22 protein-coding genes and 1 pseudogene are annotated in these 23,499 nt (G+C 56.9%); 16 read left to right on the top strand and 7 right to left on the bottom strand.

Features of this window, described 5'->3' with window-relative positions:
* Positions 1-726, bottom strand: a pseudogene (locus HNO86_RS20155) (IS5 family transposase); the annotation flags it as partial.
* 214 nt (positions 727-940) lie between these two features.
* Between HNO86_RS20155 and HNO86_RS20150 the strand changes: the two are divergent.
* The 3 genes from HNO86_RS20150 to fabF all read left to right on the top strand — a co-directional run bounded on the left by HNO86_RS20150 (position 941) and on the right by fabF (position 3,586).
* Positions 941-1,276, top strand: coding sequence for a helix-hairpin-helix domain-containing protein (locus HNO86_RS20150; protein ID WP_175378682.1), 336 nt, complete (start codon positions 941-943; stop codon positions 1,274-1,276).
* Positions 1,277-1,483: 207 nt separating this feature from the next.
* Positions 1,484-2,278 (top strand): SDR family oxidoreductase, encoded by a 795-nt coding sequence (locus HNO86_RS20145; protein ID WP_175378681.1) that lies wholly within the window; start codon positions 1,484-1,486, stop codon positions 2,276-2,278.
* A gap of 33 nt (positions 2,279-2,311) precedes the next feature.
* Positions 2,312-3,586 carry a beta-ketoacyl-ACP synthase II gene (fabF, locus tag HNO86_RS20140; RefSeq protein ID WP_175378680.1) on the top strand — a complete coding sequence of 425 codons (1,275 nt, stop codon included), beginning with the start codon at positions 2,312-2,314 and terminating at the stop codon, positions 3,584-3,586.
* Here fabF and HNO86_RS20135 read toward each other — a convergent pair.
* A complete protein-coding gene (locus tag HNO86_RS20135) occupies positions 3,583-4,140 on the bottom strand; it encodes a TetR/AcrR family transcriptional regulator (protein ID WP_175378679.1) in 558 nt (185 codons plus the stop codon). The genes fabF and HNO86_RS20135 overlap by 4 nt on opposite strands.
* A 176-nt stretch (positions 4,141-4,316) precedes the next feature.
* Between HNO86_RS20135 and HNO86_RS20130 the strand changes: the two genes are divergently transcribed.
* Positions 4,317-4,970: a GntR family transcriptional regulator gene (locus HNO86_RS20130; RefSeq protein ID WP_175378678.1), complete on the top strand. Its 654-nt coding sequence runs from the start codon at positions 4,317-4,319 to the stop codon at positions 4,968-4,970.
* 15 nt (positions 4,971-4,985) lie between these two features.
* Positions 4,986-5,834 carry a DUF1989 domain-containing protein gene (locus tag HNO86_RS20125; protein ID WP_175378677.1) on the top strand — a complete coding sequence of 283 codons (849 nt, stop codon included), beginning with the start codon at positions 4,986-4,988 and terminating at the stop codon, positions 5,832-5,834.
* A 166-nt stretch (positions 5,835-6,000) separates the two neighbouring features.
* Here HNO86_RS20125 and HNO86_RS20120 read toward each other — a convergent pair whose 3' ends face one another.
* On the bottom strand, positions 6,001-6,168 hold the full coding sequence (locus HNO86_RS20120; RefSeq protein WP_175378676.1) for a DUF2897 family protein: 168 nt from the start codon (positions 6,166-6,168) through the stop codon (positions 6,001-6,003).
* A gap of 533 nt (positions 6,169-6,701) precedes the next feature.
* On the opposite strand from HNO86_RS20120, the gene HNO86_RS20115 reads away from it, so the two are divergent.
* The 6 genes from HNO86_RS20115 (at position 6,702) to HNO86_RS20090 (ending at position 11,397) form a co-directional block, all read left to right on the top strand.
* On the top strand, positions 6,702-6,935 hold the full coding sequence (locus HNO86_RS20115) for a phosphopantetheine-binding protein (protein ID WP_175378675.1): 234 nt from the start codon (positions 6,702-6,704) through the stop codon (positions 6,933-6,935).
* Between the two features lie 128 nt (positions 6,936-7,063).
* Entirely contained in the window at positions 7,064-8,026 is a 963-nt protein-coding gene (locus tag HNO86_RS20110; protein ID WP_175378674.1) for a lysylphosphatidylglycerol synthase transmembrane domain-containing protein, read from the top strand.
* A gap of 12 nt (positions 8,027-8,038) precedes the next feature.
* Complete coding sequence (locus HNO86_RS20105) at positions 8,039-8,800, top strand: trans-aconitate 2-methyltransferase (protein WP_256672695.1); 762 nt, start codon at positions 8,039-8,041, stop codon at positions 8,798-8,800.
* A 124-nt stretch (positions 8,801-8,924) separates the two neighbouring features.
* Positions 8,925-9,872, top strand: coding sequence for a glycosyltransferase family 2 protein (locus HNO86_RS20100; protein ID WP_175378673.1), 948 nt, complete (start codon positions 8,925-8,927; stop codon positions 9,870-9,872).
* A gap of 2 nt (positions 9,873-9,874) precedes the next feature.
* Positions 9,875-10,771 (top strand): DapH/DapD/GlmU-related protein, encoded by an 897-nt coding sequence (locus tag HNO86_RS20095; protein ID WP_175378672.1) that lies wholly within the window; start codon positions 9,875-9,877, stop codon positions 10,769-10,771.
* Entirely contained in the window at positions 10,768-11,397 is a 630-nt protein-coding gene (locus tag HNO86_RS20090; RefSeq protein WP_175378671.1) for a hypothetical protein, read from the top strand. The genes HNO86_RS20095 and HNO86_RS20090 overlap by 4 nt, the downstream gene beginning before the upstream one ends.
* Positions 11,398-11,528: 131 nt before the next feature.
* On the opposite strand, the gene rffA is transcribed toward HNO86_RS20090, so the two are convergent.
* The 4 genes from rffA to rfbB all read right to left on the bottom strand — a co-directional run bounded on the left by rffA (position 11,529) and on the right by rfbB (position 15,740).
* The gene (gene rffA, locus HNO86_RS20085; protein ID WP_175378670.1) at positions 11,529-12,668 is read right to left on the bottom strand and encodes a dTDP-4-amino-4,6-dideoxygalactose transaminase; all 1,140 of its coding nucleotides are present in this window, start codon (positions 12,666-12,668) and stop codon (positions 11,529-11,531) included.
* Between the two features lie 184 nt (positions 12,669-12,852).
* Positions 12,853-13,728, bottom strand: coding sequence for a dTDP-4-dehydrorhamnose reductase (gene rfbD / locus HNO86_RS20080; protein ID WP_175378669.1), 876 nt, complete (start codon positions 13,726-13,728; stop codon positions 12,853-12,855).
* A 51-nt stretch (positions 13,729-13,779) separates the two neighbouring features.
* Positions 13,780-14,661: a glucose-1-phosphate thymidylyltransferase RfbA gene (gene rfbA, locus HNO86_RS20075; RefSeq protein ID WP_175378668.1), complete on the bottom strand. Its 882-nt coding sequence runs from the start codon at positions 14,659-14,661 to the stop codon at positions 13,780-13,782.
* Positions 14,658-15,740 (bottom strand): dTDP-glucose 4,6-dehydratase, encoded by a 1,083-nt coding sequence (rfbB, locus tag HNO86_RS20070; protein ID WP_175378667.1) that lies wholly within the window; start codon positions 15,738-15,740, stop codon positions 14,658-14,660. Before rfbB ends, rfbA begins: the two co-directional genes overlap by 4 nt.
* Before the next feature lie 396 nt (positions 15,741-16,136).
* On the opposite strand from rfbB, the gene kdpF reads away from it, so the two are divergent.
* The 5 genes from kdpF to HNO86_RS20045 all read left to right on the top strand — a co-directional run bounded on the left by kdpF (position 16,137) and on the right by HNO86_RS20045 (position 23,479).
* Complete coding sequence (gene kdpF, locus HNO86_RS20065) at positions 16,137-16,226, top strand: K(+)-transporting ATPase subunit F (protein ID WP_032830911.1); 90 nt, start codon at positions 16,137-16,139, stop codon at positions 16,224-16,226.
* A gap of 8 nt (positions 16,227-16,234) precedes the next feature.
* Positions 16,235-17,929 carry a potassium-transporting ATPase subunit KdpA gene (gene kdpA / locus HNO86_RS20060; RefSeq protein ID WP_175378666.1) on the top strand — a complete coding sequence of 565 codons (1,695 nt, stop codon included), beginning with the start codon at positions 16,235-16,237 and terminating at the stop codon, positions 17,927-17,929.
* Positions 17,930-17,939: 10 nt separating this feature from the next.
* Positions 17,940-20,006: a potassium-transporting ATPase subunit KdpB gene (kdpB, locus tag HNO86_RS20055; protein WP_372242548.1), complete on the top strand. Its 2,067-nt coding sequence runs from the start codon at positions 17,940-17,942 to the stop codon at positions 20,004-20,006.
* Positions 20,007-20,164: 158 nt separating this feature from the next.
* The gene (kdpC, locus tag HNO86_RS20050; protein ID WP_175378665.1) at positions 20,165-20,710 is read left to right on the top strand and encodes a potassium-transporting ATPase subunit KdpC; all 546 of its coding nucleotides are present in this window, start codon (positions 20,165-20,167) and stop codon (positions 20,708-20,710) included.
* Positions 20,711-20,815: 105 nt separating this feature from the next.
* Positions 20,816-23,479 carry a sensor histidine kinase KdpD gene (locus tag HNO86_RS20045; RefSeq protein ID WP_175378664.1) on the top strand — a complete coding sequence of 888 codons (2,664 nt, stop codon included), beginning with the start codon at positions 20,816-20,818 and terminating at the stop codon, positions 23,477-23,479.
* The last annotated feature ends 20 nt before the right edge of the window (positions 23,480-23,499 follow it).

Genomic DNA, 23,499 nt, shown 5'->3' with positions numbered 1-23,499 from the left:
ACATACGCTCGATGATATTGCGCTGCCGGTACTTGGGACGATCAAACAGCCTTGGCAAGCCAGGCTTAGGTTTGCGCTTCATGCTGCGCAGGGGAATTACTGGCTGCATCCGATACCGGTCGCAGTAGCGACGTAAGGCTTCGGTGTCATAGCCTTTGTCCGCCAGCAACCATCGGCAGCGTTTGCGGGGGCGCCCGCGCAAGCTGGGGATATACGCCTCATCAAGTAACGGCTGGGCGTAAGCGATATCGCTGGCCTGTCCGCCCGACAACAAAAAATTCAGCGGGACGCCGTTGGCATCGCACAGCATGTGGATTTTGATCGTCAGGCCGCTCCGGCTGCGCCCGAGCGCATAATCTTGCGGTTCTTCAGGCCCCCTTTTTTCCCGGCGCCAGAAGAGGCTCGGGTTGCGCGTACCGCGGTGGAATCAATCATCCAGGTCTCCAAATCAATTAGCCCTTGCTCGTTGAGCTTGATATGCAGCCGCTTGAGCATTTGGTCAAACGACCCGCGATTACGCCAGTCACGAAATCGCTGATAGACCGTCGACCAGGGACCGAAGCGTTCAGGCATGTCGCGCCAAGCGGCGCCCGAACAAAGCACCCAAAGTACGCCGTTAAGCAACAAGCGATCATCTCTTCTCGGACGTCCACTACGGCGAGGTTCGTCGAAGATATCCGCAACCAAATCCCAGGCTGCGTCGGGAAGTTCGTACCATTTGGCCATCGTGGGCTCCTGCCTTTGATGGTCGCGGACTTTACTGAATCTCAACGTCCGTGGAATTCAATTTGGTTTCGGCGGATTTCGTACAGAACCTAGTTTCTGCTGGTGATTCATATCCCGTAACGACCCCACTTTTGACTGTCCCACGACATCGCCTAACTTTGGGAGGCAGCTTCGGAAAAGCTGCTTCCTCAAACGATGTCATGGAGCTTCAACTATGCGTAAAGGCTATCTCTCTTCCCTGGTATTTGCCCTGCTCACCAGTCTCTCTACTGCCGCAATCGCGGCACCCGCGGTCAAACCAGAAGCTGTCAGCGCGCCGATGAGCCAGGATATGGCGCCGAAGGCTCAGACCGGAAAAATTGATCTCAACGGTGCTGATGCACCCACGCTGCAACGTGAACTCGCGGGTGTCGGTGAAGCGAAGGCCAATGCGATTGTTGCGTATCGTGACATTAATGGACCTTTCGCATCGGTGGATGAGTTGCTCGAAGTGAAGGGTATCGGCAAGGCGATCCTGGATCGCAACCGCGAGAAGCTGGAAGTGAACTAAGCTTTCTGTTCAACGCCAAGGGGCCGGTCATTGACCGGCCTTTTTGCATGTTGGCGGACGCTAAGAAAGACGCCTCCTGTCGGGGAGCTAAAAATTACGGCTATCATATTCATGTTAAATTATGCCTATAATCAATAGGCCATTCCCCCCGACGCTTTGAATTCCAGGCGTTTGGTTTCCTCTAAAGCACTCCCCAGGAGCACACCTATGAATCCCGCCAAGTCCCAAGGTACAGCCCTCATCACCGGCGCTTCTTCCGGTATCGGCGCGGTTTACGCGCAGCGCCTTGCCTCCCGTGGTTTTAATCTGTTGCTGGTCGCTCGCGATCAACAACGACTGGACGAGGCAGCCACCAAGCTGCATGCCGAACATGGCATTCAGGTCGAAGTGCTCAAGGCTGACCTCACGCAAAAAGACGACGTGCTCAAGCTTGAGCAACGCCTGCGCACCGACTCGAGCATCAGCCTGCTGGTAAACAACGCCGGTATGGCAGCGGATGGCTTGCTGGCCAACGCTGACACCGATCAGCTTGAGCGAATGATTCAGCTGAACATCACCGCAGTCACGCGCCTGGCTTCTGCTGCCGCGGCCGGTTTTGCCAAGGCGGGCCGAGGCACGATCATCAATATTGGCTCTGTGGTGGCCCTGTTCCCTGAACGTTTCAACGCGACCTACAGTGCCAGCAAGGCATACGTTCTGAGCCTGAGCCAATCGCTGAATGCTGAACTGCAGGGCACCGGCGTCAAGGTTCAGGCCGTGTTGCCAGGCGTAACACGTACCGAGATCTGGGAACGCTCCGGTATCGATGCTTCACAGATTCCGGCGGACATGGTCATGGAAGCAGGGGAGATGGTCGACGCCGCGCTGTCGGGGCTGGATCAGGGGGAGTTGGTCACCATCCCTTCGCTTCCGGATGCCGCCGACTGGGATGCTTTCGTCGCCGCGCGTCATGTGATGGCGCCCAACCTTTCCAAAAGCAAAGCCGCCACGCGTTACAAATGAAGCGCGACAAAAGCCGAGAAGAGGTGATGCGGGATGAGTGATCGTCGTGTAGTTGTAACGGGCATGGGCCTGGTGTCTCCACTGGGCAGTGGTGTTGACGCAGTCTGGGCACGCCTGCTGGCCGGGCGCTCCGGGATCAGGAACCTGCCGGATGATGTCGTGGCCGATCTGCCGACCAAGGTCGGTGGCGCAGTGCCGACTATCGCTGATGATTCCGAAGCAGGTTTTGACCCGGACCTTGCAACAGCGCCCAAGGAACAGAAGAAGATGGATCGCTTCATTCTGTTCGCCATGGAGGCGGCCCGTCAGGCGCTGGAGCAGGCTGGCTGGCAAGCGCAGACCACTGACACCCAGGAGCGCACCGCGACCATCATCGGTTCCGGCGTCGGTGGTTTCGGGGCGATCGCCGATGCGGTGCGGACCACCGACACCCGTGGTCCACGACGTTTATCACCGTTCACCATCCCGTCTTTCCTGGTCAATCTGGCGGCCGGGCATGTGTCGATTCAGCACGGTTTCAAAGGCCCGTTGGGTGCACCGGTGACAGCCTGCGCCGCCGGGGTCCAGGCGATTGGTGATGCTGCTCGGCTGATTCGTGCCGGCGAAGCGGACATCGCGATATGCGGTGGCGCGGAGGCGGCAATCGATCGGGTCAGCCTTGCCGGGTTCGCCGCGGCTCGCGCTTTGTCCAGCGCATACAACGACACTCCGGAACGCGCTTCACGCCCCTTCGACAGTGGTCGCGATGGCTTTGTGATGGGCGAGGGCGCCGGTCTGTTGGTGATCGAATCCCTGGAACATGCCCTGGCTCGCGGTGCCAAACCCATTGCAGAGATCGTTGGTTACGGCACCAGCGCCGATGCCTATCACCTGACCGCCGGCCCCGAGGACGGCAGTGGTGCGCGCCGCGCAATGTCGCTGGCTTTGGCTCAGGCGGGTGTTACACCGCAACAGGTCCAGCATCTCAATGCCCACGCCACATCAACCCCGGTTGGGGACTTGGGGGAACTGGCGGCGATCAAATCGCTGTTCGGCGCAGATAACAAGATCGCGGTGACTTCCACCAAATCCGCCACCGGCCACTTGCTCGGTGCGGCAGGGGGGATCGAAGCGATTTTCACCCTGTTGGCGATCCGTGATCAGGTCGTGCCCGCGACGCTCAACTTCGACAACCCGGACCCAGCCGCCGAAGGCGTGGATATCGTTCACGGTCAGGCCAGGCCGATGCCCATTGAATACGCGTTATCCAATGGCTTCGGGTTTGGTGGGGTCAACGCCAGCGTGCTGTTCAAGCGCTGGGAACGTTAATCCAGGTTCTTTTTGAGTTGCTCGCGGGTGACGTCGAGGATGCGCTGGGCACAATCGGCGTCGGCGACACAGCGTGACAAAAGCAAAGCGCCGGCGAGCGCAGCCATGATGACGATGCTGCGTTCGTCGGCGTTTTCGCCTTCCAGGGTGTTCTCGATCTGATCGAGTCGCGCCTTCAATATCACATCGCTGGTTGGGCTCGGTTGGCCGCGCAGGCCCAGTTCGGAGGAAATGGTCACCAGCGGGCAGCCTTCGTGTGGCGAAGTCTGGTGCCACTCGGAAAGATAGGTGTCAATGAACGCTTCGAGCGGATGTTCCTCGGCAAACAGTTGTGCGCAAAGTCCATCCACTTGTTCGCCTGCTTCATGTAGCGCCTTTTCCACCAATTCGTCCTTGGACTTGAAGTGCGAGTAAAAGCCACCGTGAGTCAAGCCCAGCGCCTTCATCAGAGGTTGCAGGCCGGTCGCGCCGATGCCGTCACGGCGAAAGCGCTCCGATGCTTCCTTGATGATGCGTTGGTGGGTCTGGGCTTTGTGGTCCTGCGAGTAACGCATCTGATTTCTCCAGCATCAATGCGCCATATTAACCAATGAAAATTGGATGGTGACTGTACTTCTACTTCTGAAAAGCACACAGATGCGTCGAACTTGTATTAAACGCCCGTATTAGTGGCACGAATAGTGATTACTCATTGGCAGATGATTGTTGAACAATCCTTGAGGCGATGAGCATGAGCAGCGGACTGTCACTGGCCGATCACATTACTTTGGAGTTGCGTGCCGACATTATCGGCGGGCGCTTGCTGCCGGGCATGGCCCTGGTCGAAAACGATCTGGTGTCCGCCTATAACGCCTCGCGCAATACCATTCGTGAAGCCTTGCATCGGCTGGGCCAGGAGGGCCTGGCCCGCTATGTGCGCAACAAGGGCGTGATGGTGCGCCGCCTGGGTCCTGATGATGTGCGGGACCTGTTCAAGGTCCGACGCACGCTGGAACTGCAGGCCATCCATACCAGTCGCCCGCTGCGCGACTATCAATCCGACCGTATGCAGGAAGCCCTCGAAGCCACGGAGCTGGCCCGGGAGCGCGAGGATTGGCGCGCCGTCGGCACCCACAGCCTGGCCTTTCATCAACACATCGTCGGGCTGATGCACAGCCCGTTGTTCGATGAGTTCTTCACCAATGTCGTCGCGCAATTGCGTCTGGTGTTTTGCATGGCGCCTGACGAATCGCGTTTTCAGTCGCCCTGGCTGGCGCGTGATCGGCAGATACATGAACTGCTGGTCGAGGGCGACAAACACGGAGCCGAAGGAGCGCTGAGCCTTTATCTCGACGACTCCGAACATCTGTTGTTGCAAATGCTTGCCTCCACTTCGCGTCACTGAACGAGGAATCGCGCCATGTACAAAGATTATCCAGCGGCCTATCAAGTCAGCAAAGGCTCGGCCTTGCAGGTGGACAAGGCCTTCTATGAACGGGTGCGCGACGCGAAGGACGGGCGCACGCTGATCGAGTCGTTCGAAGTGCCGATCCGCAGCGGTCGAGCGTGGAAGGTGCCCGCCGGTCATGTCTTCAGGGTCACCACTCCGGTCGGCCCGCAGGTGGGCGATTTCAACGTGTGGAACGCCCATGATCCGCGTGAACGTCTGTGGGCTTCGCGCACTCGTCAACTGCAAGGCGCGCACGTCAGCACCCATGACCGGCTCTGGTCGAACCTGCCATTTCTACGCCCCTTGGTGACCATCACCGATGACAGCCTCGCCGATTACGGCATCGATGAGCATGGCGGACGTTTGCATGATCTGCTCGGCACTCGCTGCGATCCCTATGTGAACAAAATGCTCACCGGCGAGGATTTCCATCACCACTGCCATTCCAACCTGACCCGCGCTGTATTGCCTTTCGGCCTGACCGAGTTCGATGTGCATGACGTGCTGAACATCTTCCAGTGCACGGGCCTGAACCATGACGACATGTACTTCATGAAGGCCTGTCCGGCGCAGAAGGGCGACTACCTGGAGTTCTTCGCCGAGATCGATCTGCTGTGCGCGTTATCGACCTGCCCGGGCGGTGATCTGTCGTTGGCCATGTGGGGGCCGGATGCGCAGGATCCGCTGAGCGTGTGTCGCCCGTTGGGGGTGGAGATTTATCGTCTGGAGGATTCGTTGCTGGAGGGCTGGAGCCAACCGGAGCGTGCGGCGTATAACGGGTTGCATGGTTTGCATATCGCCAAGGCCGATTGGGAATAACGGATGACCTGTAGCAGCTGGCGAAGCCTGCGTCCGGCTGCGAAGCAGTCGTAAAGTCAGCGAATGCGGTGTGTCAGATAGGTCGCGTTCACCGAATTTACGACTGCTTCGCAGCCGGACGCAGGCTTCGCCAGCTGCTACAGGGGCTGCGTTTGTCTCGGGATCGTCAACGGTCCTGCGCATCCTTGGCATCCGCCTCGGCATTGCGCTCGGCAACGCGTCGGCGCTGTTCCTCCGTCAACTCGACCTTGTTGGCGGTGTCACGCAGCATCATCAATCCGCCAACGATTGAGCCAATTGCAACGATCAGTATCAACCAGGCATACCAGGGCATGGGGCTCTCCTTCAGGACAGGCCGAGTGGCGGGGGCGCCAGTCGTTGTTGCATACAGTATTGAGCAATTTGAGTTCGCAGTGGTTCCATTCTGAGCCGGATCCATGGGATTGCGTTCTGACTAATGGGCTGTCCAAGTCATCGAGTTCTCCTTCCCAAAAAATGTATAAGGCCGGTGCTTAGGTGCAGCATTTAGCTCCCATGTTGTGATCATTCCCGATCTTCATCGAGAAACGCTGAGGTGCGATAAATTACTAGAAGCCCGTAGCCATGAAGGCAGGGGCAGCTTGAGTGAAGCTCCGATCGCACCATGTCTGAAATTTCCGAATGCATCGAAATGGATGCAATGTCTCGTCACATTTAGGTTTGGCAACCTGGGAGGATGGTGTGAGTGACGTTGCCAGTTTGTTCCGGGTGTCCCTTGAGCGGAAAATGTGGCAAGATCCCACGCGGAAGGCGGCGTTCAGCTATGATCGCTAGTTGAATTTTATATCGTTTCGCAAAAAGCAAAATATCAATTAGGAGTAAGTTTGCGTGGCCGATATTAGAGATATCGTTGTTAAAGCAATTGTCGATGCAGCAGTGCCAAATGCTGGAAGCCTGCGAGACGATGTTAGCCTTACTGATCAAGGCGTGGATTCATTAGGTGTATTTACAGTTGTAATGAACATTCAAGATGCATGCGAAATTGAAATCCCTGACGGTGACCTCGATCGCTTGAAGACAATCAATGACTTTGTTGAGTATCTAACTGGAAGGCTTGCCTGACAGAGTCTATATAGGCCAGTTTAGGCTGGCTTATGTGGCGAGTGATTTGTAGGAGTGAGTCTGTGTGCGTTTTGGTGTGCTCATGCCTTATTTCGAGTTATGTTGATCTTTAACTTCGAGCATCCGAAATGCCTGCTATTTTAGCAAAGTTGTTTGTCGCAATCGCCATAGGTTTGTTTTTGGCGCTGAAGTTTGATATCAAACTCGCTGACTTGATTGCGGATTTTTCTGATTGGCGTTTTATCGCGATAGCAGCTTTGTTGCCTGTCACAGTTACTGCTTTTTTGTCCGCAAATCGATGGCAGGTTTTTCTTCGTCAAAGTGGCATAGACGAACGACTGAGTACGCTTTGGCGGATTAGCCTGATATCTCAGTTTCAAGGCTTGGTTCTACCATCATCACAAGGCGCTGATGCTTTTCGAATTTTTCACATCGAGAAACGCAATCCTCACAAGCGTGGCATTGCAGGCAGCACTGTCATAGTTGAGAGAATGATGGGCCTTCTGGTGCTCTGTTCATTTACACTAATCGCACTACCTTTTCTTCCTTCCTCAGATGATTATCTGACGCTCGTAGCAATCGTTTTGATGATTAGTGCATGCGCTGTCGCGGTGCAGTTCATCTTACTTAGTAGAGCAATTCACCGGCTTTACAATGGTGTCCAGTATCGGAGTCGCATTGTTGGGAAAGCATTGGGTTACGTCGAAAAACTGCACGCTGGTACGATTCATTTCCCTTATAAAAGTGCATTGCTTCCTTCTGTTCTTCTGATTAGTGGTTATCAGGTGTCACTTATTTTGGTGGTTTACCTGGTTTTCCGAGCGTACGGTTATGATATTCCGTTTATGCAGCATCTTGCTCTCTACCCCGTCATTTCTATACTGACTCTGATCCCGATTACCATTGCGGGCTTTGGAGTTCGAGAGGGTTTTTTTGTTTATTTTTACGCGATGATAGGGGTGCCAGCACATGTAGCGGTAGGGGTGTCCCTAGTTAACTATGCTCTCATGGCCCTTGTTCCGGCAGCATTGGGTGCGGTGGTTTACATGTCAAGTAGCTTCCGGGAAAATCCTCGGAATGAATCAAGATGACGGCGAGTGAATATGATGAGTTCTGGACACACACCTTTTCCCAAAGCGGCTTTCGAATCCTTAGCTTCATCAGAGGCCAGTCATTGGTGGTTTCGAGCAAGAAATCGCTTGATTGTGTGGGTCCTGAAGTCCCGCTCAGTCAAGTTCCGAAATTTTCTGGAAATTGGCTGTGGGACCGGGTTTGTGCTGGAGGGAATCTCTCGTAATTTTCCGGAGGCTGAGCTGTTCGGTACGGAGTATTTCGAAGAAGGTCTGGCCCATGCACGTGGACGTATTCCCACGGCGACTTTCGAGCAGATGGATGCTCGCTTGCTGAATGATGTTGAGCGCTACGACTTGATAGGCGCGTTTGATGTGATCGAGCATATCAATGAGGATGAGGCTGTAATTTCCAATATCTCACGAGCCCTTCATAAAAACGGGTGCCTGTTGCTGACCGTTCCGCAGCACCGCTGGCTGTGGTCGGAAGCGGATGAGCGTGCATGTCATGTGCGCCGTTACACCCGTGCAGAGCTCATTGGAAAGGTTAGAAAAGCAGGGCTGGAGGTCCAATACGTTACCTCTTTCGTGAGTTTGCTGGTCCCTCTTATGTGGTTATCACGCCAGCGACGTGGTCAGAAATCCGCCGAAAAAAATAGCGAGTTCGATATTTCCGATACAACCAATCGAATACTTGAGTTTGCTATGAAAGTGGAGCTCAAATTAATACAGCTAGGTTTATCTCTACCGTTTGGCGGATCTCTGCTTGTGCTGGCAAAAAAAGCGGGCTCCTAGTTTTCAAACGACGTCGCGGGCCTTCCCGACTGGGGAGCAATATCCAATCAAGCTGACTTGTTCTCGGGATGAGAGCTCAGTCTGTTTAACGAATAATCGGATAATCGAGATGAGGTCCAGCGTGGTGAATAAAGCTGTTTCCATCAGCCTCGTTGTCCCCGTTTATCGAAGCGGGAGTACACTGGCTACTTTTTATGAAAGAGCAAGCGAGGCACTGCAAAAAATTAGCAGTGATTGGGAAATGATCCTTGTAGATGATGCTAGCCCAGATGAAACCTGGTCCGCGGCATTGGCTCTACGCGAACAAGATGCGCGGGTTAAAGTTATTCGATTCGCGAAAAACAAGGGGCAGCAACATGCTACGCTTTGTGGACTGGGCTATGCTACTAAGCGATATGTGGTGACTATCGATGACGACTTGCAATGTTTTCCTGAGGATTTGCATTTATTTATTGAGCAGTTGAATGCAGGAAAGCATGTCGTTATCGGGAAAATCCTATCTGCTGAAAAAAAACACAGCGCGTGGCGCAACTTGGCGTCTCGAATAAATCAGAAATTAATCAGCAAAATAATGGGGAAACCCACAACGTTTGCGCTTTCCAGTTATCGAGCAATGAGCTTGGCGGTGGTCAGGCAACTTGTGAAGTATCAAGGTTCCCATCCCCATATCGCAGCGATGATTTTCAACTCTGTTCCGGTCACAATGATGACCAATGTCACAATTCGACATTCTGATCGCGCAGACGGTGATGTCAGTACTTACACATTTAAGAAGTTATTAAAAACAATTTCTTTTTTAATTGTGAACTACTCTTTGCTGCCTCTGCGCTACGTATCGATTTGGGGTTTTTTTGTAAGTATTTCCAGTATATTGTTTGCTGTGTTCATTATGTTGCGGACCCTGCTGACAGATCATGCTGTTCCGGGATGGGCATCGTTGGCGATATTGATATCATTTCTGGCGGGAAATATATTGTTGGCATTGGGTATTCAAGGTGAATACCTCGGTAGGCTCGTGGAAAATGCCTCGAGTCTCAGCCAATTCCCAATTATCGAAGAACACCTGGATTGACTATGATATTCACATACCGAGCGCATGATTATTTTTCGAGTGAAAACATTTTCAATCGTGGTGGCTTTTCCCATCTTGATGAAACTGACGCAATGTCCCCTGGAGCCCTTGTCTACTGTCAAAATCTGCATTATCTAGAAATTGCTCTAATGACGGATAATGTTAGCTGCATCTTATGTCCGAGTTCCCTCAGAGGTGAAAGTTTTAAAACAGAAAAAACTCTTATTTACAGCGACGACCCGCGCATGGCTTTCTTTGGTCTTTATCAAAGACTTTCGTCTGACTCTAATTTTGACAATGCGGACCGGCCAGTCATGGGCGAGAACTGTATTATCCACCCAAGTGCGGTCATTTCTCCTCGTGCATCATTGGGTAACAATGTAGAAGTCTCGGCCAATGCTGTTATCGAGCATAACGTTGTAATTGGTGACAACGTTTACATCGGCTCCAATGCCGTCATAGGGGCAGAAGGTCTTATTACGCTGCGTAACGTTGATGGAACTTTGATGACTGTTAAGCATCAAGGTGGTGTAAAGGTGGGGGCCGGCTGCCAGATATTGGCTGGCGCGGTTATTGCCAAAGCGTTGTTTCAAAAGCCCACGACGATCGAAGAGAACTGCCAAATTGGGATTATGACTAATATTGGTCACGGCGCTAATATTGGCAAAAATACTGTAATTTCCGGCAATACCGTTGTCGCTGGCCGAACTAGGGTCGGCGCAGGAGTTTGGATGGGCACATCTTGTTCGGTGGCTCAGGGATTGGATATTGGAGATGGCGCTCAAATAAAAATGGGCTCCGTCGTAATCTCCAATGTGGCAGCAGGAGCTGTCGTTTCCGGTAACTTCGCTATTAGCCATCGAGTCAATATGACCGCACATTTGAGGAAGTCACAGTGATCAACTCTACAGAACTTTCGCTCTGTCTGAGAGGCAGCAGAGAATACATTCAAGGCACTAATATGCTCGACGCTGCGATGGTGGCGATCGCTTGTGGCACGGAAGCGCGAATTGAGAATCTAAGCTTTTCGATCGGCAGGATGACGTCAAAAAATCTTTTGTGCAACTGGTGGGAAGCGGGCAGTATCGTCGCCGATCAATGCGATTCAGTTTCTACGTTTTTATTCACTTCGACAGGCGTGCCCTATGAGGGACGCCTTGTCGAGCTTGAAGAATACGTCAAGAAACGTATGCCGTTTGACGAGTCTGTAATCACTAAGTGTTGTGTATTTGCACCAGGGGAAAAGCGGGTCACGCTTGCAGAGATGCCATTGGGGGTTTCGCCGATCGAGGTTTTGGTTTCGATGAATAAGGCTTTGCATCATGAAATATACAAAATCGCCAGTAACAGTCAGTGGGTATTCTGCCGCTGGGAGAGCTCTGTGTGGCCTCTCCCGAATGAATTGGGTGGAGTTAGCCTTACCATTGAGCAGAGCTTGGGCACCCGTTTAACAAGGGCTCGGATAGAATGTAACAATAAGTTGGTCGGAAGAATGTATTTCAGTGCCAAAAATTCCGAGGCTTAAATAGAAAGGCATGGTGGGCCTTCTCGTAAGAAAAGCGCATTAACCATGCCTCAGTCGCCATCTTACAAGCTATTTTCCAAGGCGCGTGATGGATGGTGTGAGCAATCGAGTATTTTTATTCGATTGGCGGATTACTTTATGGCAGCTAACAGGCACTCAGTAATCTTTTCTTGTTGCAATTCACTCAGGCCCACCCACAGAGGCAGTCTGATCAAGCACTCTGACTGCCGGTCAGTCATGGGCAAAGATCCATGTGTCCGACCATAGCGCTGCCCGGCGGGTGAAGAGTGTAAAGGAACGTAGTGAAATACTGCGTCAATGGCGTTTTCTTTTAATTTGCGTAGCACTGTTTGCCGATCGATCTCAGAGTTGAGCAAGACATAATACATGTGAGCGTTATGTTGACATTCTGCAGGTATGATCGGACGACGCAGATCGCCTTGTGTTTCTGCAGAGGCTAGCAGTTGGTGGTAATAGTCCCAACTCGCCAAGCGTTGTGACGTGATGTCTTTCGCCTCTTCCAGTTGCGCCCAGAGAAAAGCTGCAATCAGTTCGCCCGGAAGATAAGAGGAGCCGACTTCCTGCCAAGTGTATTTGTCGACTTCCCCACGGAAAAAGCGACTTCGATCGGTTCCTTTTTCACGAATAATTTCAGCGCGTACAGCCAAAGTGGCATCATTCACCAAGAGCGCGCCGCCTTCACCAGATATGACATTTTTGGTTTCGTGAAAACTATAAGCTCCCAACTGACCTATGCTTCCCAATACCCGACCTTTATAGGTTGACATCACACCTTGCGCGGCATCCTCCACTACCATGAGGCCATGGCGGCGGGCGATATCCATGATGGTGTCCATTTCACACGCGACGCCGGCGTAATGAACCGGAACAATTGCTCTGGTTCGAGGTGTGATTGCTGCTTCAATCAGGCGTTCGTCAAGGTTCAGGGTGTCTTCGCGTATATCCACGAATACAGGAACTGCACCGCGCAATACGAATGCGTTTGCAGTCGATACGAAGGTATAGGACGGCATGATAACTTCGTCACCTGGTTGGATATTCAGCAATAGTGCTGCCATCTCAAGTGCCGCAGTACATGAGTGTGTAAGTAGTGTTTTTACGGATCCGGTTGTTTGCTCCAGCCAGGCATGACATTTTTTAGTGAAGGGACCATCTCCAGCGAGCTTGTTGCCAAGCTTCGCCTGTTCAATGTATTTAAACTCCTGACCTGTCATATATGGTCGGTTGAACTGGATTTTTTCGACGGTCACGTAATGTCTCCGGACAAATAATTTTGTGGCTTATAAGTCAGCGATTAGTTCTTGCTCTAATTTATAAACTGCTTTCAGGCGTCGATGGATGCTCCCATGCCGCCGCTCGCAGTGCCCGCTTGGTGTTGATCATATATTAAGCTCGCCTCGTACGCGCGGATGGTTGCGGCATCGACAGCAAGTGCTATGGCTTTGCCTGTTCAGAAAGACACTCCTGCAAACCTGTTTGCCAATCCGGCTGGCTAACGTCCCATTCGCGCAACAGTAGGCCGCAATCCAGGCGTGAATTGTGCGGTCGCATTGCGGGGGTTGGATACTCGTCGCTGGTGATGGGTACTAGCTCTGCACAAGCAGAGTTCTGTCGTAGTAATGCTTCTCTGATCACCTGAGCAAATTGAAACCAGGAAGTTTCACCCATGGCGGTCAGATGATACGTGCCCCATTTAGCAACGCCACCTGTTTGCCAACGTTCTATAAGCGCCAGCGTGCTGGTGGCAACCGTGCCAGCCCAGGTCGGCGCACCTATCTGATCGGAGACTACCCGCAGTTCAGGCTTCTCCCGCAACAAGCGTTGCATGGTCAGCAGAAAGTTGCGGCCATGGGTTGAATATATCCAGCCCGTTCGCAGGATCAAGTGTTTATCGCATGCCTCGGCGATGGCACGTTCTCCTGCCAGTTTGCTCTGACCATAAACACTCAGAGGGTTGGGAAGGTCATCCTCGGTGTAGGGGGTGGCCTTGCTGCCGTCGAACACATAGTCGGTGGAGTAGTGAATCAGCGGTATATCGAGTGCCAGCGCTTCTTCGGCAAAGATGCCGGGGGCGACCGCGTTGATGGCGAAGGCCGTCTGCTGCTCGCTTTCAGCCTGATCGACCGCTGTATAGGCCGCGGCATTGATGATCAGGTCGGGATGAAGGTTGCGAACGCACTTGCGAATTTGTCGGGGTAGTGCCAGGTCGAGCTGGTCGCGACCTGGTACAAGCAGTTCGTATGACGACGCAAGCCGACGCTGCAACTCACGCGACACTTGGCCATTCTGACCGCTGATAAGGATTTTCATAGTTGCACATCAGACTCGAACGTCCCGCACTCGATGATCACACTATTAAAGCTAATCGCCGGTGAACTCCTCTCCTGCCAACTTGGCAAGGTACTGACCATACCCCGTCTTGCCGAAATATCTGGAGCGCTCCAGCAACAAGTCACGGCTGATCCAGGTGTTCAGATATGCAATCTCCTCAAGGCAGGCAATTTTGAGGCCTTGGCGGTGCTCAATGGTCTGAACATATTGCGAGGCTTCAAGCAAACTGTCATGAGTACCGGTGTCCAGCCAAGCGAAACCACGCCCGAAGCGTTCTACCTTCAGATCCCCACGCTTCAAGTAGGCGTTATTGATGTCTGTGATTTCCAACTCGCCGCGAGGCGAAGGTTTGACGGACTTGGCAATCTCTATCACGTCGTTATCGTAGAAATACAGGCCGGTGACCGCATAGCTTGATTTTGGGTTTGCCGGCTTTTCTTCAATCGATAATGCACGTCCCTCGCGGTCGAAGTCGATCACACCAAAACGCTCCGGATCTTTGACCCAGTAGCCAAACACGGTGGCGCCAGACGAGCGTTTGGCAGCATTTTTTAGCTGCCCGCCAAAGTAGGAACCGTGAAAGATGTTGTCACCCAGAATCAGACACACCGAATCATTGCCGATGAAGTCTTCCCCTATGAGAAACGCTTGGGCCAGTCCATCTGGCGACGGCTGTTCGGCATAGCTGAAGTTCACGCCGAACTGACTGCCATCCCCCAGCAGGTTCTGATATTGGGGGAGATCCTGGGGAGTCGAAATCACTAAAATATCCCGAATTCCGGCTAGCATCAGCACCGAAATGGGATAGTAGATCATCGGTTTGTCGTAAACCGGCAAGAGTTGCTTTGATACACCCAGCGTGATGGGGTGCAGGCGTGTGCCGGAGCCGCCCGCTAAAACGATACCTTTCATGCGAGCATTTCCCTTGAGTCAATCGTGCCTAGTCGTTCGCCCTTGTAACTTCCATCCTGAACCCGGCGACACCAATCCATATTGTTCAAATACCATTCAACGGTCTTGCGTAGGCCGCTGGCGAATGTCTCCTGAGGAACCCACCCCAGCTCGCGTTCAATTTTGCTCGCATCAATCGCATAACGCTGATCATGCCCTGGCCGATCCTGGACGAAGGTAATCAGATCTTCGTAATGCGCAATTCCCTCAGGTTTTAGTGGTGCGAGTTCCTCAAGCAATGCACAGATACCGCGCACGACTTCGATATTTTTCTGTTCGTTGTGGCCGCCAATATTGTAGGTCTCGCCGACCTTGCCTTCGGCGACGACCTTGATCAGCGCTCGAGCGTGATCTTCGACAAACAACCAATCGCGAACTTGCAAGCCATTGCCATACACCGGCAGTGGCTTACCGGCCAACGCATTCAAAATGACCAACGGAATCAACTTTTCAGGAAAGTGGAAGGGGCCATAGTTGTTCGAGCAGTTTGTCAGTAGAACCGGAAGCCCATATGTGCGATGCCAGGCGCGCACCAGATGGTCGGACGCGGCTTTACTGGCAGAGTAGGGCGAGCTGGGAGCGTAGGGCGTCGTTTCGGTGAACAGGTCGTTGACGCCATGCAGGTCACCGTAGACTTCATCGGTGGAGATGTGATGGAAACGGAAAGCGCTTTTTTCTGGCTCGGCAAGGCTGTTCCAGTAGGCGCGGGTGGCTTCCAGAAGGCTGTAGGTGCCGACGATGTTGGTTTGTATGAAATCGGCGGGCCCATCGATGGAACGGTCGACATGGGACTCCGCTGCCAGATGCATGATCGCGTGGGGCTGAAAACGTGCGAGCACCGTGCTGACGGTCGCTTGATCGATTACATCGGCCTGGACGAATTCATAGCGGGTGTCGTTGGCAATGCTGGTCAGTGATTCGAGGTTGCCGGCATATGTCAGCTTATCCAGATTGAGAACTTCAACGCTGGAGTGTCGAATCAACTCGCGAACAAGGGCTGAGCCGATGAACCCGGCGCCGCCGGTGATGAGGATACGCATGTAAACCAGCCTTTTGAGTAAGTCGATGACACAGAAGAGGTATAGCTTGTCGGCATGGACGGGGGAGTGCAATAGAGGTGATGCTCTGTTGTTGTCTTTATCGCGTCTCAAAACCTGACGCCGATCCCTGTAGCAGCTGGCGAAGCCTGCGTCCGGCTGCGAAGCAGTCGTGAATCCATCCGCCGCGGTTTGTCAGATAAATCGGGTGTACAGGTTTCGCGACTGCTTCGCAGCCGGACGCAGGCTTCGCCAGCTGCTACATGGACTGCGGCGCCGCTGAACCCACTCTTTACACTTTCTTTATACCCCGCCCACCCCCTCGATCTCGCGCCTTTACACCCTCCCTCCCGACAATAACTCCACAAGCGGCAACAAGCCGTAACACGGAGATCTTCCATGAGCGTTCTGGACGGGGTGTCGCTGCTGTTGGCAGTGGGGCTGTTCATTTATCTGTTGGTTGCGCTGTTGCGCGCGGACCGGAGCTAGGAGCGGCTATGCACAGTTATGACTATTGGCTGATCCTCGCGTTTTTCGCGGTGGTATTGGTTCCGGCGCCGTTTCTCGGGCGCTTCTACTACAAGGTGATGGAAGGGCAGCGTACCTGGCTAACGCCGATTCTCGGGCCGGTGGAGCGTGGGTGTTATCGACTTTCCGGGGTGGATCCGCAGGCTGAGCAGAGCTGGCAGAAGTACACCCTGGCCTTGCTCGCCTTCAACCTCGCGGGCTTCCTGTTGCTGTTCGCGATTCTCCTGTTCCAGGATCACCTGCCGCTGAACCCGCAGAACCTGCCAGGGCAGGAGTGGACGCTGGCGTTCAACACCGCCATCAGTTTCATGACCAACACCAACTGGCAGGCCTACAGCGGCGAGGCGTCGCTGAGTTATCTGAGCCAGATGGTCGGCCTCACGGTGCAGAACTTTGTCAGCGCCGCCACTGGCCTGGCGGTGCTGGTTGCGTTGTGCCGTGGCATCGGGCGCAAATCCACTCAGTCCCTGGGCAACTTCTGGGTCGACATGACCCGTGCCACCCTCTATGGCCTGCTGCCGTTGTGCCTGCTGCTGGCGCTGTACCTGGTGTGGCAGGGTGTGCCGCAGACCTTCGCGCAGTACGTGAATGCGGTGACGGTGCAGGGTGTCGATCAGGTGATTCCGCTGGGCCCGGCGGCCAGTCAGATTGCGATCAAGCAGTTGGGTACCAACGGGGGGGGCTTCTTCGGCGTCAACTCGGCACATCCGTTCGAGAACCCGACCGCCTGGGCCAACCTGTTCGAGTTGGCCTCGATCATCCTGATTCCGGTGGCGCTGGTGTTCACCTTCGGCCATTACGTGAAGGACTTGCGCCAGAGCCGCGCGATCATCGCCTGCATGTTGGCGCTGTTTCTGATCGGCGGGGCGACTTCGCTGTGGGCCGAGTATCAGCCCAACCCCGCTTTGAACAACGCCGCGGTCGAGCAGACCGCGCCGCTGGAAGGCAAGGAAGCGCGTTTCGGCACCACGGCCACGGTGCTGTGGTCGGTGACCACCACGGCGGCCTCGAACGGCTCGGTCAACGGCATGCACGACAGCCTCAACCCGCTGAGCGGCATGGTCGCGCTGGTGAACATGATGGTCGGCGAGGTGATCTTCGGTGGCGTGGGTGCGGGCCTCTACGGCATGTTGCTCAACGTGCTGATCGCGGTGTTCCTCGCCGGGCTGATGATCGGCCGCACGCCGGAATACCTCGGCAAGAAGCTGCAGGCTCGGGAAGTGCAATTGCTGGTGGTGACCCTGATGGTCATGCCGATTGGCGTGCTGGTGCTCGGCGCGATTGCCGCGAGCCTGCCAGGGCCGGTGGCTTCGGTGAGCAACCCCGGCGCCCATGGTTTCAGCCAGCTGCTTTACGCCTACACCTCGGCCAGCGCCAACAACGGTTCCGCGTTCGGTGGTTTCGGTGCCAACACGCCGTTCCACAACCTGATGCTGGGCCTGGGCATGTTGATCGGGCGCTTCGGTTACATCCTCCCGGTACTGGCCCTGGCCGGCAGCCTGGCGATGAAGAAAACCGCGCCGATCGGCCAGAACAGCTTTCCGACCCACGGCCCGCTGTTCGTGACCCTGCTGACCGTGACCATTTTGCTGGTGGGTGGGCTGACTTTCCTGCCGACGCTGGCGTTGGGCCCGATTGCTGAACACCTGAGTATGGGCTTCTAAGGAATCCATCATGAATATGCATGTTCCTGCTTCAAAACCTGCGTCACAGACCAAGCCTGTCGAAGCAGCAAAAACCGCAATATCAGCCCTCTGGCGCCCGGCGCTGCGACAAGCCTTCGTCAAGCTCGACCCCCGGCAATTGCAGCGCGCGCCGGTGATGCTGGTGGTCGAGTTGACCGCGATCCTCACCACCGTGCTGTGCTTCGTGCCGGATACCGCGGTGCCGACCTTCGTCGCCGCGCAGATTGCCGTATGGCTGTGGTTCACCGTGTTGTTCGCCAACTTCGCCGAAGCCCTGGCCGAAGGTCGCGGCAAGGCTCGGGCCGACAGTCTCAAGGCCGGTAGCGAAGGCTTGAGTGCTCGTCGCAAAACCGGCAATGGCAGCTTTCAGGTGGTGCCCGCCAGCAGCCTGCGCAAGGGCGACGTGGTGCGGGTCGAAGCCGGGGAAATGATCCCCGGTGACGGCGAAGTGATCGAAGGTATCGCGGCGGTCAACGAAGCGGCGATCACCGGCGAATCGGCGCCGGTGATCCGCGAGTCCGGCGGCGACCGCTCGGCCGTCACCGGCAATACACGGCTGGTCTCCGACTGGCTGCTGGTGAAGATCACCGCCAACCCCGGTGAGTCGACGCTGGACCGCATGATCGCCCTGGTCGAAGGCGCCAAGCGCCAGAAAACCCCGAACGAAGTGGCGCTCGACATCCTGCTGATCGGCCTGACCCTGATCTTTCTGCTGGTGGTCGTGACCCTGCAGCCTTTCGCGCACTTCGCCAATGGGAGCCTGCCGCTGGTGTTCCTGGTGGCGCTGTTGGTCACGCTGATCCCGACCACCATCGGCGGCCTGTTGTCCGCCATCGGTATCGCCGGGATGGACCGTCTGGTGCGCTTGAACGTGATCGCCAAGTCCGGCCGCGCGGTGGAAGCGGCGGGGGACGTGCACGTCCTGTTGCTGGACAAGACCGGCACCATCACCTTCGGCAATCGTCGTTGCGCGGCTGTAGTGGCGGCGCCGGGCGTGACCACCCGGGAGCTTGCCGAGGGCGCCTTGTTCGCCTCGCTGGCCGACGACACGGCGGAAGGTAAATCCATCGTCGAATACCTGCGCAACACACAACCGCAGCCTGAGCCTTCCAGCGAGCTGCTGACTGCCGTGCCGTTCAGCGCCGAAACCCGCTTGTCCGGCGTCGACTATCAGGGCCGCGTGTATCGCAAGGGCGCGGTGGATTCGCTGTTGGCCTTCGTCGGCCTGAAGCGCGCCGATCTGGCGCCGGCGTTGTCCCGGGAAATCGACAAGATCGCCCAGAGCGGCGGTACCCCGTTGCTGGTCTGCGCCGACGGCAAGTTGCTTGGCGCGATTCACCTCAAGGATGTGGTCAAGCCCGGCATTCGCGAGCGTTTCGCCGAACTGCGCAAACTGGGGATTCGCACGGTCATGGTCACCGGCGACAACCCGCTGACCGCCGCGGCGATTGCCGCTGAAGCGGGTGTGGATGACGTGCTGGCCGAGGCTACGCCCGAGAAGAAGCTGGCGCGCATTCGCCACGAGCAGAACGACGGTCGGCTGGTTGCCATGTGCGGCGACGGCGCCAACGATGCCCCGGCGCTGGCCCAGGCGGACGTCGGCATGGCGATGAACGATGGTACGCAAGCGGCGCGAGAGGCGGCCAACATGGTCGACCTCGACAGCGACCCGACCAAGCTGTTGGACGTGGTGCAGATCGGCAAGGAGTTGCTAGTGACCCGTGGCGCGCTCACCACCTTCTCAATCGCCAACGACGTGGCCAAGTACTTCGCGATCCTGCCGGCGCTGTTTGCCGCGATCTATCCGCAACTGGGTGTGCTCAACGTCATGCACCTGAGCAGCCCGCAGAGTGCGATTCTCTCGGCGATCGTGTTCAACGCCCTGATCATCGTCGTGCTGATTCCCCTGGCGCTGCGCGGTGTGCGGGTGCAGGCGGCGAGTGCGGCGGCGTTGTTGCGGCGCAATCTGTTGATCTATGGGTTGGGCGGGATATTGGTGCCGTTCGTGGGCATCAAGGCCATCGACGTGTTGCTGACGGCGTTGCACTTGGTCTGATCCGACACCTTTCACTGTGGGAGCGAGCCTGCTCGCGATGGTCGTCAACGATAACGCGAACTGACTGAAACTTGACGACGCTCCTGGGCTTATCGCGAGCAGGCTTGCTCCCACAGGTTGACCCTACAGGTTACCTCTCTGAATTCGAGGATTTTGAAATGTCCACATTGATACGCCCGGCCCTGAGCCTGCTTGTGCTGATGACCCTGATCACGGGCGTCGCCTACCCCCTGGTGGTCACCGGCGTGGCCCAGGTTGCATTCCCCGATCAGGCCAACGGCAGCCTGGTTCGCGATGCCGAAGGCAAGGTTCGCGGCTCTTCTCTGATCGCCCAGGATTTCGTCGGCGACGCCTGGTTCCACCCACGGCCATCGGCCGGTGCCTTTGCCACGGTGTCGAGCAGCGCCAGCAACCTGTCGCCGAGCAACCCGGCCTTGGCCACTCGCGTGATCGACGATGCCAACAAACTGCTCGTGCCAGGGCAAGGACCGGTGCCGCTGGCGCTGGTTACCACCTCCGGCAGCGGCCTCGATCCGCACTTGCCACCGGCGGCGATTGCCTATCAACTGGCGCGTGTCGCGGCGGCGCGCAATCTGCCGGTGTCGACGTTGCAGAATCTGCTGGAGGCGCACATCGAGCAGCCGTTGGTGGGGCCGCCGGTGGTGAATGTGCTTGAGTTGAATCTGGCATTGGAAAAGCTGTAGATCAAAAGATCGCAGCCTTCGGCAGCTCCTACAGGAAGCATGCTGCCGCAGGCTGCGATCTTTTAAGCAACATCCCCACTTTCAAGTCAGACAAGGCAAAAACAAATGAGCGACTCCGGCCGCGCCGACGCGCTGTTAGCCAACCTGCCCCGCGATGGCCGTGGCCGGCTCAAGGTTTTCCTCGGCGCCGCGCCCGGTGTCGGCAAGACCTACGCCATGCTGCAAGCCGCCCACACCCAGCAGCGCCAGGGGGTGAAGCTCATTGCCGGTGTGGTCGAGACCCACGGTCGGGCCGAGACCGAAGCGCTGCTCGGTGGCTTGCCGCAGCAGCCGCTGCTGCGCTCGGAATACCGCGGCGTGATGCTCGAGGAGATGGATCTGGATGGCCTGCTCGCCGCCAAACCGAAGCTGGTGCTGGTGGACGAACTGGCCCACAGCAACGCCCCCGGCAGCCGCCATGCCAAACGCTGGCAGGACATTCAGGAACTGCTCGCCGCCGGCATCGACGTCTACACCACGGTCAACGTCCAGCACCTGGAAAGTCTCAACGATCAGGTGCGCGGCATCACTGGCGTGCAGGTGCGCGAAACCCTGCCGGACTGGGTGCTGCAGGAAGCCTTCGAGCTGCTGCTGATCGACTTGCCACCGCGCGAACTGCTCGAGCGTTTGCGCGACGGCAAGGTCTACGTGCCGGAGCAGGCGCGGGCGGCGATCGATGCGTTCTTCACCCAGACCAACCTCACCGCGTTGCGCGAGCTGGCGATGCAAACCGCGGCGGCCCAGGTCGACAACGATCTGACCCAGAACTATCGCCAGCTCGGTCAGGCGGCGCCTGCGGTGCGCGGTCGGTTGCTGGTGGGCGTCGATGGCGATCATCAGGCCGAACGGCTGGTGCGGCACGCCAGCCGCGTCGCCCAGCGCCGGCACCTGCCGTGGAGCCTGGTGCATGTGGACAACGGCAGCGGCGCAGACGAGCAGTCGCGCCTGCGCCTGCAAAGCGCTCAGCAACTGGCCGAACGCCTCGGTGGGGAAGTGGTGTTGCTGCGGGCCGGCGAGGTGGCGAAAACCCTGATCCAGCATGCCGCCGAACGTCGCGCCACGCTTGTGCTGGTCGGCCAGTCCCGACCGCGTTTGCGCCGACGTCTGTTCGGCGGAGGCCTGGCGGCGCGCTTGCTGCGCAATGCCAAGGGCCTTGAAATCAACGTTCTCGACAGCGATCACGAACAGCATCAGCCACGTCAGCGCGTGATGCAGCCGCTGGTGTGGTTCGATTACGCCCTGGCGGTGGTGGCGACGGTACTGGCCAGCGCGTTGGCCTGGGTCGTTGCCCACGCCTTGCCACTGCCGAATATCTCCCTGGTCTTCCTCGCCGCGGTGTTGCTGGTGGCCGTGCGCAGCAGCCTCGGACCTGCGTTGGCCTGCGCCGCACTCTCGTTCCTCGCCTACGATTTCCTGTTCATCCCGCCGAATTTCTCCTTCAGCATCCAGCGCGAGGAAGACGTGCTGACCTTGCTGTTCTTCCTGCTGATGGCGGCGCTCACCGGCAATCTCGCCGCGCGCCAGCGCCGGCAATTGCAGGCCCTGCGCGACACCCAGGAAGAGACCAGCGAACTGCTCGACCTGTCGCGCAAACTCACCGCCGCCACCGACCGTCAAGCCGTGGTCAGCGCCGCCGCCCAGCACCTCAATGGCTGGAGCGACCTGCAACTGTGCCTGCTCAACCGCGACGGCCCCAGCGGCTGGAAAGTCGAAACCGGTGGCCCGCTGGAATTCACCGAAGCCGAGCGCGCCGCCGCCGATTGGGCCTGGCAACACGATCAGCCGGCGGGCGCGGGCACCGGCACGCTGCCGTTCGGACGCTGGTGGTGGTGGCCGTTGTCGGTGGAGGACGGACCGCTGGCGCTGCTCGGTGTCTGTGCCCGGGAAGGCCAGACCTTGAGCGGGCAGCGTCGGCGCCTGCTGACGGCCCTGAGCCAGCCGCTGGCCCAGGCGCTGGCCCGGGCGCAATTGGCCGATGACCTGGAAGCGGCGCGGCTGCATGGCGAAACCGAGCAACTGCGCAGCGCCTTGCTGGCCTCGGTGTCCCACGATCTGCGCACGCCGCTGACCTCCATGCGCGGCAGCATCGACAGCCTGCTGGCGCTGGGCGAAGCGATCCCGCTGGAGGATCGCCGCGAGCTGCTCGAAGGCACCCGCGATGAAGCCGAGCGCCTCGACCGCTACATCCAGAACCTGCTGGACATGACCCGGCTCGGCCATGGCGCGCTGAAGCTGGCGCGGGACTGGGTCTCGCCGGCGGATATCGTCGGCAGCGCGCTCAATCGCCTGCGCGCGGTGCTGGCGCCGTTGCAGGTCAGCACCGAAGTGCCGGCGGAACTGCCGCTGCTGTTCGTCCATGCCGCGCTGATCGAGCAGGCGTTGGTCAACGTGCTGGAAAATGCCGCGCGCTTTTCCCCGTCTCACGGTCGCCTGCAATTGCGCGCCGGAGCTGATGACGCCGAGCTGTTCTTCTCGGTGAGCGATGAAGGGCCGGGGATTCCCGAGGAGGACCGGGCGAAGATTTTCGACATGTTCTACACCGCCGCCCGCGGTGATCGGGGCGGGCAGGGCACCGGGCTGGGGCTGGCGATCTGTCAGGGCATGGTCGGCGCCCATGGCGGGCGGATCAGCGTCGAGGACGGTATCGACGGGCGCGGCACCTGCATCACCCTGCACTTGCCGTTGCAGGCTCAGCCTGGCTACTCGGACGGCAATGAAAGTGAAGCCTGATCCTGCTTGCGTTACTCTTC

Source organism: Pseudomonas sp. C1C7, from assembly GCF_013359595.1.
Lineage (GTDB): Bacteria > Pseudomonadota > Gammaproteobacteria > Pseudomonadales > Pseudomonadaceae > Aquipseudomonas.
This window is presented reverse-complemented; position numbering and strand designations above follow the sequence as displayed.